This is a genomic window from Telmatocola sphagniphila, from assembly GCF_018398935.1.
Taxonomy (GTDB): Bacteria; Planctomycetota; Planctomycetia; order Gemmatales; family Gemmataceae; genus Telmatocola; species Telmatocola sphagniphila.
The window spans coordinates 2,498,376-2,513,959 of sequence record NZ_CP074694.1 but is presented as its reverse complement, the minus strand read 5'-3'; the positions used below and the strand labels follow the sequence as shown (position 1 = coordinate 2,513,959).

The following is a 15,584-nucleotide window of genomic DNA, read 5'->3' as shown; positions in this document are numbered from 1 at the left end:
ACTTGCTGGGAGTGGGAATATGAATTACGTGAATCTGGGAAACACCGGAGTCAAGGTTTCGAGAATTTGTCTGGGAATGATGACATACGGTTCCAAGAAGTGGCGGGAGTGGGTACTGGAAGAAAAGGAATCCATCCCCTTCCTTTCCAGGGCTTTAGAAGCGGGCATTAATTTCTTCGATACTGCGGATGTTTATTCGAACGGCGTGAGCGAGGAAATTCTGGGTCGGGCCGTGAAAAATCTGGTGCCGGATCGCGAAGATGTGGTCATTGCCACCAAGTGCTACAACGGAACCGAGAATCGAAAGCTCAATCGATGGGGGCTTTCCCGGAAGCACATTCTGGATGCCTGCGACCGTTCCCTGAAACGCCTCGGTATGGATTACATCGATCTCTATCAAATCCATCGCTTCGATGACCAGACGCCAATGGAGGAAACTCTAGAAGCTCTGCACCACTTGGTTCAGGTAGGAAAAGTGCGTTACATCGGAGCCTCCTCTATGTATGCCTGGCAGTTTGCCCGATACCTCTATCTGGCCGATCGACATGGCTGGACGCGGTTTGTCACGATGCAGAATCATTACAATCTGGTTTACCGAGAGGAAGAACGGGAAATGATTCCCCTTTGCAAAGCCGAAATGATTGGCTGCATTCCCTGGAGTCCCCTGGCTCGAGGCTTTTTAGCGGGTAACCGCACAGCCTCGGGAGAGTTTGTGACACCGCGTGCCAAGAGCGATGATTTTGGCAAAAAACTCTATGGCTCACCGGAGGATTTTGCGGTGGCCGAGCGGAACGCGCAGGTTGCGACTAAACTGGGAGTCAAGCCGGTACAATTAGCCCTCGCCTGGGTGCTGGCCAATCCCGTTGTGACGGCTCCCATCATTGGTGCCAGTAAAATGGAGCATCTGGAAGATGCTATCGCCGCTTTAGAAATCAAACTCGACGCATCGGATTTAGCCAAGTTAGAGGAACTCTATCGGCCGCATCCTATCCTCGGAATTCAGTAATCAGACCCTTTTATAAATGAAAAAAACTAAGACTCATTCCTTGTTAATGTTTTTTATAAATCTCTCTTCCCGACGGTTCATTAGGTTGTTATCATGACAAGTGATACTCAGAGGGAATTCTCTGAGGTGTTATATTTTTTGCATCTCTTTCATGGAGTACAGTATGCTCTCTCCCAGCAGAAGTGTGCGTTCGCGAGGGTTCACTCTCATTGAACTCTTGGTTGTCATTGCGATTATTGCAATCCTCATCGGGCTATTGCTCCCGGCAGTGCAGAAAGTCCGCGAAGCCGCGGCACGCATGTCCAGCAGTAACAACCTTCGTCAAATCGGTATCGCCTGTCACACCTCGAACGATACTATGGGAACTTTGCCAGTGGCCTGGTGCCCTTGGTGGGGACAGGGAACTTACAGCGGAAATTACTTCGATCAAAGTACCGACGTAATGGCCTTCTTCTGGCTGCTGCCTTACGTCGAGCAGGACGCTTTGTTCCGCCAAGTGCACAACTATGGCCCTTGGTACGGGCCAAACGGCACTTACAATCAATCTCAAGCTCTCAAAGTCTTTTATGCTCCCGCCGATGGCGGTCAGATCCAGCAAAGCTACGATCCCGTCTACACTCAGCAGTGGTACTCCTGGATGGCAACGGCACCTTTCGCCGTCGTCAGCTATGCGTTCAACATTCAGATTTTCGGCAATCCGAAAGCTCCCAGCTGGTATCTTTGGGATGGTTGGAACCTGGCGTGGAGCACCAACCCACTTTCCATTCAGGGAATTCAAGATGGATCGTCGAACACGATGCTCTTTACTGAACGATTCTCCAGCTGCCCGCTGAGCTGGGTTCCAGGTGGCCGCTCCATTCACGCTTGGGTGGGTTGCACCTATGAACAAATGGATGCGCCTAACTTCCATGCCGCCAACGGAACTCCACAGTTCGGTGCAAACATCAATAACTGCAACCCTTACCTCACGCACGCGATCTCTTCCGGCTCCGCTCAGACTCTTATGGCAGATGGCAGTGTCCGAGGTGTTACTGCCTCCGTAAGTCTGACCACATGGACGTATGCAGGTGATCCGGCCGATGGTAATACCTTGCCTAGCGACTGGTAATTGGAATCATTCCGACCAGCCCTGCGAAATTTCGCAGGGCTTTTTCCTTTTTTACCTCCAATCGAGATTCGATTTATGACCCGGCTCAAATTTCTGCCATTTCAAGTTTTTCTGATGGCCAGCATGATTGTGCTAACCGGCTGCAGCAATGTGAAACCCAAAGGCAGCGTGAGTGGTAAAGTTTTGACTGGCGGGAAACCGGTGACCGCCGGGGATCTAATATTTGTTGGCGCGGATGATGCTCCCCTCAAGGTAAGCATCGATCCGGAAGGCAACTACATGGCCACCGGTCTGATTGTAGGAACCTATCAGGTAGGTGTCGAAACAGCCAACTTCAAAAAGTTGACGGCTCCCCCTGCAAAAATGAAAACCGAGGCTTTGCGACCCGTCTACGTAGCCATCCCTAAAAAGTATGAGTCTCCGAAAACTTCCGGACTGACAGTGGAAATCACTACGAGCGAAAAAAAATGGGATATTAACTGCGATTGATTTCTCTGATCGCAATCTGATTTTTCAGAAACGCACTCGACAAAACGAGTGCGTTTCTTCTTCCCCCTGCAGCGAATTTCAAGTTCAATTGAATCTCAGATAATGTGAAATTCACTCTCCTAATTTTCCGCGGAGTTTTGGCCACAGTTCACTTTTTCTTTGGCTGATCCAAATTTTGCGATCCTTTACTTGATAACACCGACTTTTTCACCTATGTTTGAAAGAGTTTATCGATTATTCCTGGCAGACAACCTCCATAAGGACCTGCTCAAAGTCCCCGATCATCCCGGTTTCTGTGGGATAATCGCCGGAGAACCCAAAGAAGTTCTCTCTAAAATGCGATCCAAAAGTACTGCTCACCGAACACTATTGTCGAAGGTTCTAGCGATAGTTCTATTGATCGTGGCTGTTCCAGAGGTTCTGGCGCTCGATCCAACCTATAGCCCATCTCAGTACACTCCTCGAATCTGGCGGATCGAGGATGGCTTACCTCAAAATTCCGTTCATACCATCGCACAGACTAAAGATGGGTATCTCTGGTGCGGTACCGAAAGTGGCTTAGCCCGCTTCGATGGCACCAAGTTCAAAGTTTTCAACAGTTCGAATACTCCCGAATTGAAGAGTAACAGCATTAATGCGTTGCTGGCGGACCGAAACGATGTTCTGTGGATTGCTACGGAGAATGGACTGGTGAAGTACGAGCAAGGGAATTTTAGCAGGTTAACAATGGCCGAAGGGCTGGTGGACGACGATACCTGGAGTCTGGCAGAGGATCCCAACGGCGGTATGTGGGTCGGTACCAAAGGAGGGCTCAGTTATTATTCCGATAAAAAATTCACAAACTTCACGAAGGAAAACGGATTGCCAGCTTCCTACTGTTTGTCGCTCCATATGGGGAAAAATGGCGAACTTTGGATCGGCACTACCAACGGACTCTCTAAGTTTGCCAAAGGTAAATTTACTTCTTACAGCGATCCCAAATACTTGAACCGCGATCGCATCTTGAGTATTTGTAGTGCTTCCGATGGCGGAATTTTGGTCGGGAAGCGCAGTGGACTATCCATTTTCAGGAATGAGAAATTCTCCAGCGTAGAAAATTTCGAAGAATCTGAAAAATCTTTCGTGCGGGCCATGGCTGAAGATCGAGATGGCAATCACTGGTTAGGAACGAATTTCGGATTGATCCGCCAATTAAAAAGCGGTGTTTGCCAGGGATTTTCCAAGGAAAGTTCACTCGGAGAGACGATATTTGCGATCTTCGAAGATCGAGAAGGAAGTCTCTGGGTGGGAACCGCCGATGGTCTGGTGCGCCTGATCAATGGCCGCTGCCTCACTATAACTGGGGCCGAAGGTCTACTCGGCTCCACTAATTGGGTGGTTCATGAAGATCGTCTGGGATCCATTTGGGTAGGAACAAGCGGAGGGCTGAGCCGACTCAAAGATGGGAAATGGTCTATATTCACTCCCCAGGATTGTCCAATAGGGGACACTGTACTCGCCATTGCCGAGGATGAAAAAGGCGTGCTCTGGTTCGGGAGTGGCTTGGGGCTGTGCAGTTACGATCAGAAAGAATTCAAAAACCACAAACTTTCCAGCGATTTTTTTAAGAATGATGTATTGGCCATTCTACCGGAAGAAGATGGTTCGGTACTTCTGGGCACGGGCAACGGTGAGCTGGTTAAATTCCAGAATGATAAATTCGAGGTGGTTTTTAAGGGCTCTTCCAGTCGCAAACGTGCTTTGCGGGCCATTTTGAAATCTTCCCGGAAAGAACTCTGGATGGGGACTAATGGCGGTGGAATTTGGGTCAGACGCGGTGAGCAGTTCATCAACTATACCACCCGCGATGGGCTTTCTAGCGATGTCATATTGTGCCTGACCGAGCTTAAAGACGGTTCGATTCTCGTGGGAACGCACGGAGCCGGATTGAATCGCTATTATCAAGGTAAGTGGACTACTTATCTGGAAAAAGACGGTCTGGGCGACAACACCATTTACCAGATTCTGGAAGACGGGGAATATCTCTGGATGAGTTCCAGCCGCGGCATTTTCCGAATCGCCCAAGATTCCCTATCGGGTAAGAGTCCCATTCAGTCGCTCACGCTCAATCGACGAGATGGGATGAAGATCGATGATTGCAATGGCGGTTCTCAACCCGCAGGTTGCAAAACCCGAAACGGAAGACTCTGGTTCCCCACTGGTAACGGCTTGGTGGTTGTCAACCCGTCCCGAGTGCAAAGTCAACGCCCGACTCCTCCGGTGTCCATAGATAAAATTATCGTTGATGGGAAAGTGGAGGACGGCAAGAGCCCTATTCGATTGACGCCCACCGCGGGTGCCTTGGAAGTCCATTATTCGGCTATAGATATGGTCGCTCTCGACGGTCTGCGGTTCCGCTATAAATTGGAAGGCTTCGATCAGAACTGGATCGAAGCGGGCAATCGCCGGGTTGCTTTCTATACGAATCTCCCGCCGAATAAGTATGTCTTTCGAGTGCAAGTCGCTGAGCCCAACGCCGAATGGGCGGATACCGATCAAAGTTTTGAGTTTGAATTAACTCCCCGGTTCTATCAGACTCGATGGTTTTATGTTGTCTGCGGCCTCATCGCTCTCGGGTTATTCGGAGCGGCGCATCAATATAACACTTATCAATTTAAAAGCCGGGAAAAATTGCTGGCGGCGTGCATTGAACAGCGCACCCAGGAGTTACGCAAAGAAGTGGAAGAACATGCTCGAACGGGCGAGTTGCTCCGCCATGCCCAGAAATTGGAAGCCGTGGGTAAACTGGCCGGTGGCGTTGCACACGACTTCAACAATTTGTTGACCGTTATCATCGGTTATACCGATATGCTGATGACCGACGAACGAATGAGTAAGCAGCATCGTTCTCTGATCAGTGAAGTTCGCACGGCCGGCGGGCGCGCTGAAAAACTGACCTCGCAATTGCTGGCTTTTAGCCGTCGACAGCTGCTTCAACCGAAACTGATCGATCCGAATGCGTTGATAAGTGAAACACGGCGGATGCTGCAACGGGTCATCAGCGAAAAAATTTCCATTTCCTCCAGCCTCCATCCGAATATCTGGCGAATTAAAGTCGATCCCACCCAATTGCAGCAGGTAATCATCAACCTGGCCATCAATGCTCGCGACGCCATGCCCAACGGCGGCCAGCTGAAATTCTCGAGCCGAAATGTCCACTTCGACCGAAATCATAGAGCTCTACCCCCAGACGTTGAACCAGGGGATTACGTCGAACTGAGCGTACAGGATAACGGCCAGGGAATGAGCGAAGAAGTGAAGGCTCAGATCTTCGAACCTTTCTTTACCACCAAGGAACAAGGGAAAGGGACAGGGCTGGGACTGGCAACCGCGTACGGAATCGTTCGGCAGTCCAACGGCTTCATTTTGGTGGATAGTGCACTGAATCAGGGTTCAAAATTCACCATTTATTTGCCAAAAATGGAATCTGGATCCGTTGAAGAATCTCGATCTTCCACGCTCGAAAGTCTACCGATTGGAAAAGGGACGATTCTGCTCGTCGAGGATGAAGCCGCCGTGCGTAAAGTCGCACGAACCGTTCTGATTAATTGCGGTTATCAAGTCCTCGAAGCGGAGGATGGCGAGGATGCTCTGAAAGTGGCGAGCGAGCACCACGGTTCTATCCAGATGCTCGTGACCGACGTGGTAATGCCCCGGTTGAGCGGCAGAGAATTGGCAAATCGGCTGGTAAAAATCAGACGAGATATCAAGGTGTTATTCGTGTCCGGCTACACGGATGATGAATTGCTTCGCTCCGATATATCCGAAGCGAACTACAAATTTTTACAGAAGCCTTATACTCCGAAACTTTTGGCCGGTAAGATTCGAGAGCTTCTCGACCAATCCGATAAGGTCACAGCCTAACAGCACTCCGAATCTCCAGCTCTCTGATTTGTCGACTAAATTCGAATCCCATTAAAATCGATTCCCGCAAAGAGATCGGCCTCCGAGCTCGCCGCGCTCGAGTTGACAACAACTCGATCACTCGTGTTTGATATCGCCACGTTAGTCCCATTCACAATAATCGAGGGGCTGATTTCTGAAGAAATCGGATTGCTCGCTGGGGTCGTCGCCGTCGCCAGTGTACTGGCAGCAGGGGATACGGATTGCGAACTGGTGGAGGACAGCAGGGGAAGGAAGGAATTCTGGTTCAGATCGTTCGAGGAAACCGCTGGAGTATTCGAGGATCGAGCTGTTCCGGAAGATCGAGACCTCATGACGAGACGGCTATCGACAAGAATGGGAGTAGTCTGAATCTCCTGGTTTGATGTCAAAGCCATACCACTCATAAGTGGAGTAATACTGGAAGTACTGCTGTCTGTCGCGTTGCCGGAGGATGAGCCGCTAGAACCAGTCCCACCCGGTGTCACGAGATCGGGTGAGGAACTCCCACCGCCGCCACCGCTACCACCGCCGCTGGAAAAGTTGCCTCCCGCACCAGGATAGACGATTATTGTTCCAGGCGAGTAAACCGCGGTGATATTTCCGGCAGAGCCCGACCCGGCGAAATTCGGGGTGTAGGGACCGGAAATGCTGGAACCATACCGAGTGCCAAACTGCGTCAGGTCATTGCTATCGATCGATCCATCCTGATTGAAGTCGAGGGCTGAGATGTAGCTCGAATTTCCGCTGGACGATCCGTAAGCCTCCCCGAAATAAGTCAAATCGTTACTATCGACGGCCCCATCCCCGGTAATGTCACCGAACAGACGGATGATCCCTTTCTGAGTATAGTTGCTGCCCATCGCAAAGCCGGTTTTCGATCCGGAGATGGCGGAAGCATTTACTGTCAGGGTCCAGTATCCGTCTGAAAGAGAGCCGTACTGAATATTCGAATTACTGGAATCGAACGTCAACGTAACAATTGTCGTCCCGTTTGAAGTAGTTTGGTTGACGAGGATACCACCCCCACTGGCGCTCGTAATCGTCGCACTTCCATTGGTCATGCTGAAAGCATTACTGCCGATGGTAATCGTCTCGCTGAAGGTCAGGCTGATTTGTGTCACTCGCGAACGTTGAATGGCTCCTCCGTTTATGGAGGAGCTTATAACCGTGGGGGCGATGACGGTCAGGGTAACGCTCTTACCGTTCGTGCCTCCGGTATAACTGATCTGAAACGACTGGAGATTCGTCGTGATGACTGCCCCCTGGGGTAGTCCGTTAAAGGTACCGGTTATGCTTCCCGTACCCCCGTTTGAAAGGATCGTAAAACTATTTCCCACCGCGAGGGTAGAACTGATTGAGGCAAGTAAGAGATTGGCTCCCGTCAAATTGACTGTGCCGTTGACCACGACCTGATTGTAACCCGAGGAACCGCCCACCGTTGTGCCTAGCAATTCAGAGGTAAAGTTGCCTCCAGAGCCAAAAGAGAGATTGCCGACGGAGATAGCTCCTGGAGTCGAAGTGCCGGGCGTTAATCCTCCGGAGACGCTCACAGGGCCCGAGATGGTGCCGGTTCCTTCGAGCAATCCTCCAGCGGCCACCGTGATCGTTCCTCCTCCGGAAAGAGTTCCCGTCACAATCAACGTTCCCGCATTCACGCTCACCGAACCGCTGAAACTGTCGGTTCCCGATAACGTTAAAATGCCGGGTCCGGCCGTGATGATTCCCCCGTTTCCCGATATTGACGAACTAATTGATTCCGTGTTAGTCGCGAGCAGATCGGTTAGTGTTAACGTAAAGTTGCCGAGATTAATCGGTCCAGTGAAGACCAGCGAGTTGGTCCCCCCATAAGTGATGGCGGTCGAACCCGTGAGAAAAACTGCACCGGTGAGTGTGATCGTTCCGGAGGTGGACCCGAGGCTAGCGTTCAGACTGGAATTGAGATCGATGGTCTTGGCCGTCAGGGCGATATTACCTGTGGAAGTAGTGGAACCCAGCGCCAGAGGGGCATTGACTTTGATGGTGTCGTTACCAGTACCCGCATTAATGGTCAACGCGGCGGTAAAGGCATTACTGCCACCACTCCCATAGCCATTTAGTGAAATCACATCGGTTCCCGTTCCCGGATCATCTCCGAACACCTGAAAAGTGCCGAGCGGATTGAGAATATTCAGAGAAGCCCCGGCCGTAGAAGTTATTGCGGTTAAGGTTGTATTCCCGGTGTCGGCCGCGATCGTAATGGATTGGCTCGTCTGATTGTAATCGAAGAGGGCATTGGTAGTGGTTAGAAGCGATGTCAGTGCACTGATGCCCTGGTAAGCGATCGTGGAAGCGCTGGAAGCCCCAGTGGGTAGAAGCGAAATCGTACCATCCGAAGCATCGGTGAAATTGTAGGTGCTAGTCGTCATCGTTCCGTTTTGAAGAACGATATTATCTCCCGCCAGGTTGCCATCCTGGATCGTCAGACCTCCGGCGGGAATTGGATTCCCCGAGGTAAAATCGACTGTAATCGTATTCGGATTGGTAGCTCCCGTGACATTGGCATCCACAGTGAGACTATTCAAGCCGGTGTAACTGAATACCGTGGTTCCATTGATTGTGCAGGATCCAGAACTGAGCAGGTAACTGGTGGTTGAAGACGCGCCATCGATTTGCAGCGTGTTCAGATCACCACTGGAACCTTCGGAACCGCCGACGAAATCCACCTTGATTCCCAAAGCGGTAAAGGCGGATTGGAGTACTACATTGTTGGTTGTACTGGCCGCACCATCGATTATGACTTCGCTCGTTGTGGCGATGGCTTTACCTTCCACCAGCGAGCCGTTATCCCAAATTTCGATGTAGCTGCCATTCACTTGCACCGAAATATTATTCGTGGCGACATCTGGGCAATCATATTGCAGATTGCCACTCACACCGGCCAGATCATTCGTTAGTAAGTTGACGAAAGGACTTCCTCTTCCGGTAACTTCGTCATAGCCAGGCCCCGCAGAGAAGCCTCCGTTGCTACCGCTGATGACGTCGTGGAAATCGTAGCTGGAAAGCCCGTAGATGCCGGTGGAGGAAACATCATAAATGGCCGGAAGAGTCTGCGAAGGGCCATCGAGTGTCGTTTCACCGTTCGCGACTCGGAATTGATCGGAAATTGCTATTATCGCTGCCCAACAAGGACAGGAAAGACTAGTGCCCCCGAATACGACGTATCCGGAATATCCGTAGGAATCGTATAACACGACACCGGTGTTGGGGTCGGCGTCGAAGGAGACATCGGGGACTGTTCGATAACCGGTATTTTGGAAACCCTGCTGCCAACTCGGCTCCGTGAAGATGGCACTAGTTCCCCCACCGCTGCCACTCCAAGCCGTTTCGTTGCTCCAGGTATTATCGTTATTCAGGGTTAACGAAGTTCCGCCGACTTCGACCACATTTGAGAATTTTTCGTTTCCGGGAGATCCGCTGTCGCCAGTAGATTGCAAAAAAGTGACACCTTGGTGACCCGTCGGAGTAACGAAGTAAGTCGAATTCGCATAATAATCGAAATTGTTATTAAGTGGAGTTGTAGTATCTTCAGAACCGCCCCAACTCATTGAAACATCGCAAACCCCAGGGATGCTCGCAGCGTATTGCACGGCTTCAAAGAGATTGATGTCTGGGGCGCTCGCTTCGACCAGCACAATATTTGCCTTTGGAGCCAAGGCATGCGTCCATTCCACATCAAGTGAGATCTCAGAAGCCCAACCAGTATCCGGCGTAATAGACGAGGTGGAACCACCCGTCTGAGATACCTTTTTAAAACTGGGTGGATCGGGAATACCGAAATGGGCATCAAAAATCGCGAGATCGCTGGTAGCAAAATTGGGATCGGTACTGCTCAGCATTTTGGGGTCGTCGTAGGCATCGACGATGGCGATTGTCTGACCGCTACCATCACCGACGATGGAACCGTAAGCAGTATAGTCGAACCCGTAGGCGTGTCGAATCTGAGCGGGTGTGAAGTAGGTGGGCACAATTCGCTCTTCGAGAGATAAAAGCGAAAGCTTTGTCTTTCGATTCGATTGAATTCTCGGAGAAGTTCGAAATTTCCAGGCGGAAGTCAAGTTGTGCTTCATGATGTTGCCGTCTGAGGATGCCTAAAAACGTACGGATATGTCTGGAAATACTATAGCAGACGGAATTTAGAGTACAACTAGAATGATCGGGATCTTCCGCAAATAATGAACAGTTTATTTGCAGCTCAAAAAGTTCGGAAAAGTGACATAAAGAATGATTTTTATAGTGTAATGCATTGGTCATTGGCGATCAATTTTGATGCGGCAATCGATTCACCTTCCAGTTTTCACTACGAAATTTAAGTCTTGGATAGAATCGCTACCCGCTCACTGCTTTTGCGGCAGGATGTCGACGCCCCCTTTTTTCAAAGCTTCCTCCAATTTGGCCCGACTGGTTTTCTCGGGGTCGATGTAGGCTCGGATCAATCCGGTCTTGAAGTTAGAGGTTGCAAGTTCGACGCCGGGCAGTTCGTAGATCAAGCGATAGGCGCCGAAGGAGCATCCTTTGCAATCCAGGCCTACCACAGTTATCTCGACCCAGCGTAACTTGTCTGCCGGCGTCTGGATTAACTCTTTCGCCGAGAATGAGCCTCGGGAGCCGTTCCGCAACTCATTATTGAACAACTCCAAATAACGATTCGGTTTCTCGCCGGACCAGACCTGGGCGGAGTCGAACTCGACGGTCAATTCGGCCTTCGCGAAATCCAAAGCGATCAGCTTAAATTTGCCGGTTTTTTCCAGCAAATCTTTCAAATCCCGTTCCCGTTCGGGCATGAACAAACCCAGCACCCGACATTTCAGCTGCCTCGGAATCGGCGGCTTGCCTTGGGCATGGAGATATAAGCTGTTAGACCCGAAGCTCACGAGCAGTAGAGCCGCAAACATTTTCAAATAGGGAGAAAGCATGGCTTCGATTTTCGGTTAATGACTTTGGAACAACTCGCTCGCCACCAATTCGTGCAGCAGAGTTCGAATACCGCCGCCTTTTTGCTTGGTTTTTTCGACAATCGCTTCGATGGCATTCCGATCGCTGAAGGTCATGCCTCGTCCTATCGAGTAGACAGCGAACTGCTGGGCCAGATTCTTTAGGAGCTTGTCCGAATCAGTTAAGAGTAAATTCTGCAGTTCCAATATGTCTTTGAACTTTCGACCATCGGGAAGTTGACCGGAAGGATCGACGGGGGGTTTTGTCTGTGTGATCGATTGATATCGAGTTCGCTGCCCACCGATGACATCGAAAGATTCCAGAGCCAGTCCAGCCGGATCGATTTTGGCATGGCAAGAAGCGCATGTTGCATTATCGCGGTGTTTGGCCAATTGTTCCCGAACGGTCGTGGCCCCGCGGACATCGGGCTCGACGGCAGGAACATTGGGGGGAGGTGGCTCCGGCGGTTGTCCGAGGAGGCGATCCATCACAAAAGCCCCGCGCGGCACTGGCGAAGTCGTAGTTCCGTTGGCGGTAATCTTCAAAATGGCCGCCTGAGTCAGGAACGGGCCGCGCGGGCAATCGGCGGCCACTGGCACCCGCCGCATCTGGCTGCCGACCACTCCGGAAATGCCGTAATGTTTGGCCAGGCGTTCATTCAGCATCGCAAAGTCGGATTTAATCAGATACTTCGCACAGAGATCTTTATCGATTAGCTCTTTGAAATAGGCGTTCGTCTCGGCCACCATCGCATCCTGCAGCGCGATGCGCCACCCGCCATAAAGCTTGGGATCGGGATCGTTGGCCGCGATTTTTCGCAACTTCAACCACTGGCCAAGGAAATCTTCCCGGAACTGTTTGGATTTGGGATCTTTCAACAGCCGTTCCACTTCGCTACTCAGCACTTCAGGCTGGTGGAGTCTTTTACTCGCGGCCAGTGCAACCAGTTTTTCATCCGGCATGGAATTCCAGAAGAAATAGGAGAGCCGAGAAGCTAACGAATAATCTTCGATTGGCTCGCGACCCGTTTTCAATGCGGCAGTCGAGACCGTTGGGCTGCCTTCTTCGACATGATAAAGGAAATTCGGGGAGCAAAGGGCGGCCCGATAAGTTGTGCGAAGAGCCGTCTCAAAGCAATCGCCCGATTTCAAGCGCTTTTCAAAGAGAGCCAGATAGGATCTTCTGGTTTCATCAGATACAGGTCGACGAAATGCTTTCGGAAGGAAATTCCCGATCAATCGATCGGCATCCGCCAGGGGAGAACCGCTTGTAACCGTACAGAGCTTCAGTGTGTGCAATTGAGGATCGGGATGGTTCTTGGCATTAAAGCGTTGATTCCATTCTTTATGGCGGGGCGGATGTATCCCGGGATTTTTTTCAGGTTTGAATTCCAGGATCGGCAGATCGCCGAAAAGCCGGCGATGACTTTCGGGTGGCCACTTGTCGTAAATAGGGCCTTCGACTTCCAGGCCGTCGCAGGCGAGCCCTGGGCCCGACCAGTTCATCAGTCGGCCTTTGGTTCCCCGAATTTCATGGCCGACGTTCGAGGTCGTGAAGTTGAATCCAAAGCTGTCTGCCGGGTTCAGCCACATATTGAATTCGTAAGTCTGTTCCTTAAGTGAGGGCGCATCGAAATAGCCCAGTAGAGTGCTGGGATGTCCGGTCCCGCGGCCATCTCCGGTGATGTGCCAGACATCCAACCGGGCGACTTCGACGCGGTCTGTGGGTAAGACCTTACCTTTATCCCAACGGAACGACCAAAAGGCAGTTTTAACGCGATACATTCCGGGATAGATCGTTGTGAATTCGACAAAGGAAGGGCGGAAGGAATCGTCTTCATGTCGGAAGATGCCGACGCTACTGCCCGGCGATACATCGGTGTGCATGCCCAGCATCAAGTGGGCAGGATAATCGAGATGTTTGTGGTAGCCGGCTGGTGGATAATCCGGATCGGGATTTTTATTCTTCAGCATCACCCCGTCCCCTTCCAGAATGCAGGCGGCCAGGGTACTGGATTCATTCGCCATGGTCACACGCTGAACTTTTCTGGCAGGCGGCAGGGCTTGAGTGGCGATCGCCATGTCCAATACATGATCGGCCGCTTCCAGATATTTCGCGAGGTTCACATGCGAAATGTCCAGGGCCTCGCTGTTTTTATCGAAGCCATGGGCAGAGCCATCCGCCGGAAGGTCATCCTGTAAGGCTATACCGGGCATTGCAAACAGGTCACGCATGGTATTTTCGTATTCAGCACGGGTCAGCCGACGTAATCCGGTTCGCGGTTGGTCTTTCAATGATTGCAACTCGGCCTTGAGTAATTCGGCCTTTAACCATTTTGTTGCGGTGGTTTTCTCGACGGTTTCGGGGCGTGGTTTTTTGGCAGGAGGCATTTCTCCGGAGTCGATCCGATCGAAGATTTTTACCCACTTACTGAAATTTTCGGGCTTACCGAGATCTTTTTTGAAGGAGGTTAAATCGAGCCCGGCAGCCGGGGCTTCCGGGCCGTGGCAGCTATAACAGTGCTTTGTGAAAAATTCCGTGGGCTGTTCCGCCGAAGCGAAAGCGAAGGAGAGAAAAAACAGCAGAGTCGTGAGTTGCCATCGAAACATAATTTGGCCAGGTCCTCGATGTCGTGTCCGAATTTGTGGAAAACGAAAAAAATCAAGTCATCTCCAGGCCACGGAAGGTGCCTTTACCCGTCGAAAACTCGGAAGTTTCCAAGCCGAGGCGTTGCAGCATGGAGACAAAAAGATTCGTCAACGGATAATTGTTCTTAGTATCGAAAGCCAAATGCTGGCCATGCTTGAAACCGCCGCCTGCTAGTAGAACGGGCAGGTTGTAGTTCGAATGGGAGTTGGCGCTTCCCATACAGGTCCCATAGAGGACCATGGTTCTGTCCAGGAGCGATTGTCCCTGTTCTTTCTTTTCGCCCAAAGACTTGAAGAAATTGCCCAGAACCTCGAACTGCTTTTCCTCGTGGCCGCGTAGTTCCTGAATCACTTCGGGCCGGTTGCCGTGATGGGTGATGTTGTGGATCACCGTCGTGTCGATGAACAGTGATATAATCCGAGTGGAATCGGTCTCCAGGGCGAGTTGCATCACATCGTAGAAGAGCTTACTTCGTTCCACGAATTTGATTGCTTCTGGAATGTCTTCCGGTGCCTTCGCATTCACGATTGGCTTGGGTTTCTTTTCCCAGGATTCGGAACTTTTGAGTCGATCCTCCAGATCGCGGACAGCCGTGAAATACTGATCCATGCGGTTCTGATCGCTCTTGGAAAGCGATCGGTTCAGGCGTTTGGATTCTTCCCCCACAAAATCGAGCAGACTCTGGCCTTCCTTGAGTGCTTCGATGTTCGTAGCAACTTCCTGGGGCTTGCCTTGAAGGAACAGTTTCTGGAAGAGCTTTTTAGGACTGCGTTCCGATGGGATCGGCGCTCCACTGCGGGTGTAGCTGAGCGTGGCTCCCTCATAGGTATTGGCCAACACCAGCGAAGGGTAGCGAGTTCGATTGCCAATCTGTTCCGCGGCAAATTGATCCAGAGAGATCCAGTTCCGGAAGCCCCCGGCTCCGGGGTGCGGCGTGCCGGTGAGGAAGCACTTCTCCGCCGAGTGAGCCCCATCCACGCCAGGGTGGCTGGTGCCCGAAAACACCGTGAAATTGTTCCGGTGAGCCTCGAGCTTTTTCAAATAGGGGGTAGGTTCATATTCTCTGCCGGCTTTCTCGGGGAAAAAGAACTGCGGGAGAATTCCCATATTTGTTTGGATGCCGATCAGTCGGCGTGGCACATCCGTTTTATCGGCGGCGTACACCGGGCTCATGGCATCGAGAAAGGGCAGGGCCAAGGTAACCCCCGCGCCGCGAAGAAAAGTTCGACGGGATAAAGGGCCTTTTGAAGTTGCAAATGAAAGACTCATTATCTTAGACATCCTGGCGGAAAAATACGGCGGGCTTTTATGCAGAAGTTGAGTTGCTGAGAGTATCAACTCGCTCTTCCGCTTAGAGATTCAGGTCTTGGCGGAAGTTCCATGAATTTTCCTCCTGACCTAACTCATTTTAAGCGATCTCAGAAGGAATACGATTGG

8 protein-coding genes are annotated in these 15,584 nt (G+C 51.2%); 4 read left to right on the top strand and 4 right to left on the bottom strand.

All coding sequences use genetic code 11. The features are described from left to right. Nucleotides 1–19: 19 nt before the first annotated feature. The 4 genes from KIH39_RS09935 to KIH39_RS09920 all read left to right on the top strand — a co-directional run bounded on the left by KIH39_RS09935 (nt 20) and on the right by KIH39_RS09920 (nt 6,506). Nucleotides 20–1,006: an aldo/keto reductase gene (locus KIH39_RS09935; protein ID WP_213499175.1), complete on the top strand. Its 987-nt coding sequence runs from the start codon at nt 20–22 to the stop codon at nt 1,004–1,006. Between the two features lie 163 nt (nt 1,007–1,169). Beyond that, entirely contained in the window at nt 1,170–2,114 is a 945-nt protein-coding gene (locus KIH39_RS09930; RefSeq protein WP_213499174.1) for a DUF1559 family PulG-like putative transporter, read from the top strand. Between the two features lie 75 nt (nt 2,115–2,189). Continuing rightward, on the top strand, nt 2,190–2,603 hold the full coding sequence (locus KIH39_RS09925) for a hypothetical protein (RefSeq protein ID WP_213499173.1): 414 nt from the start codon (nt 2,190–2,192) through the stop codon (nt 2,601–2,603). A gap of 336 nt (nt 2,604–2,939) precedes the next feature. Beyond that, a complete protein-coding gene (locus KIH39_RS09920) occupies nt 2,940–6,506 on the top strand; it encodes a hybrid sensor histidine kinase/response regulator (protein ID WP_213499172.1) in 3,567 nt (1,188 codons plus the stop codon). A gap of 35 nt (nt 6,507–6,541) precedes the next feature. Here KIH39_RS09920 and KIH39_RS09915 read toward each other — a convergent pair whose 3' ends face one another. From KIH39_RS09915 to KIH39_RS09900, 4 genes are all read right to left on the bottom strand, one after another. Further along, entirely contained in the window at nt 6,542–10,633 is a 4,092-nt protein-coding gene (locus tag KIH39_RS09915) for a dockerin type I domain-containing protein (protein WP_213499171.1), read from the bottom strand. A gap of 267 nt (nt 10,634–10,900) precedes the next feature. Then, complete coding sequence (locus KIH39_RS09910; RefSeq protein WP_213499170.1) at nt 10,901–11,479, bottom strand: heavy-metal-associated domain-containing protein; 579 nt, start codon at nt 11,477–11,479, stop codon at nt 10,901–10,903. A gap of 15 nt (nt 11,480–11,494) precedes the next feature. Next, nucleotides 11,495–14,107 carry a DUF1592 domain-containing protein gene (locus KIH39_RS09905; protein ID WP_213499169.1) on the bottom strand — a complete coding sequence of 871 codons (2,613 nt, stop codon included), beginning with the start codon at nt 14,105–14,107 and terminating at the stop codon, nt 11,495–11,497. Between the two features lie 52 nt (nt 14,108–14,159). Next, complete coding sequence (locus KIH39_RS09900; protein WP_213499168.1) at nt 14,160–15,416, bottom strand: DUF1552 domain-containing protein; 1,257 nt, start codon at nt 15,414–15,416, stop codon at nt 14,160–14,162. Nucleotides 15,417–15,584 lie beyond the last annotated feature (168 nt).

What these genes read in the sequence shown, in the direction of transcription:
- KIH39_RS09935 (WP_213499175.1), top strand. Translation starts at nt 20, where the DNA reads ATGAATTACGTGAATCTGGGAAACACCGGAGTCAAGGTTTCGAGAATT.
- KIH39_RS09930 (WP_213499174.1), top strand. Translation starts at nt 1,170, where the DNA reads ATGCTCTCTCCCAGCAGAAGTGTGCGTTCGCGAGGGTTCACTCTCATT.
- KIH39_RS09925 (WP_213499173.1), top strand. Translation starts at nt 2,190, where the DNA reads ATGACCCGGCTCAAATTTCTGCCATTTCAAGTTTTTCTGATGGCCAGC.
- KIH39_RS09920 (WP_213499172.1), top strand. Translation starts at nt 2,940, where the DNA reads ATGCGATCCAAAAGTACTGCTCACCGAACACTATTGTCGAAGGTTCTA.
- KIH39_RS09915 (WP_213499171.1), bottom strand. Translation starts at nt 10,633, where the DNA reads ATGAAGCACAACTTGACTTCCGCCTGGAAATTTCGAACTTCTCCGAGA.
- KIH39_RS09910 (WP_213499170.1), bottom strand. Translation starts at nt 11,479, where the DNA reads ATGCTTTCTCCCTATTTGAAAATGTTTGCGGCTCTACTGCTCGTGAGC.
- KIH39_RS09905 (WP_213499169.1), bottom strand. Translation starts at nt 14,107, where the DNA reads ATGTTTCGATGGCAACTCACGACTCTGCTGTTTTTTCTCTCCTTCGCT.
- KIH39_RS09900 (WP_213499168.1), bottom strand. Translation starts at nt 15,416, where the DNA reads ATGAGTCTTTCATTTGCAACTTCAAAAGGCCCTTTATCCCGTCGAACT.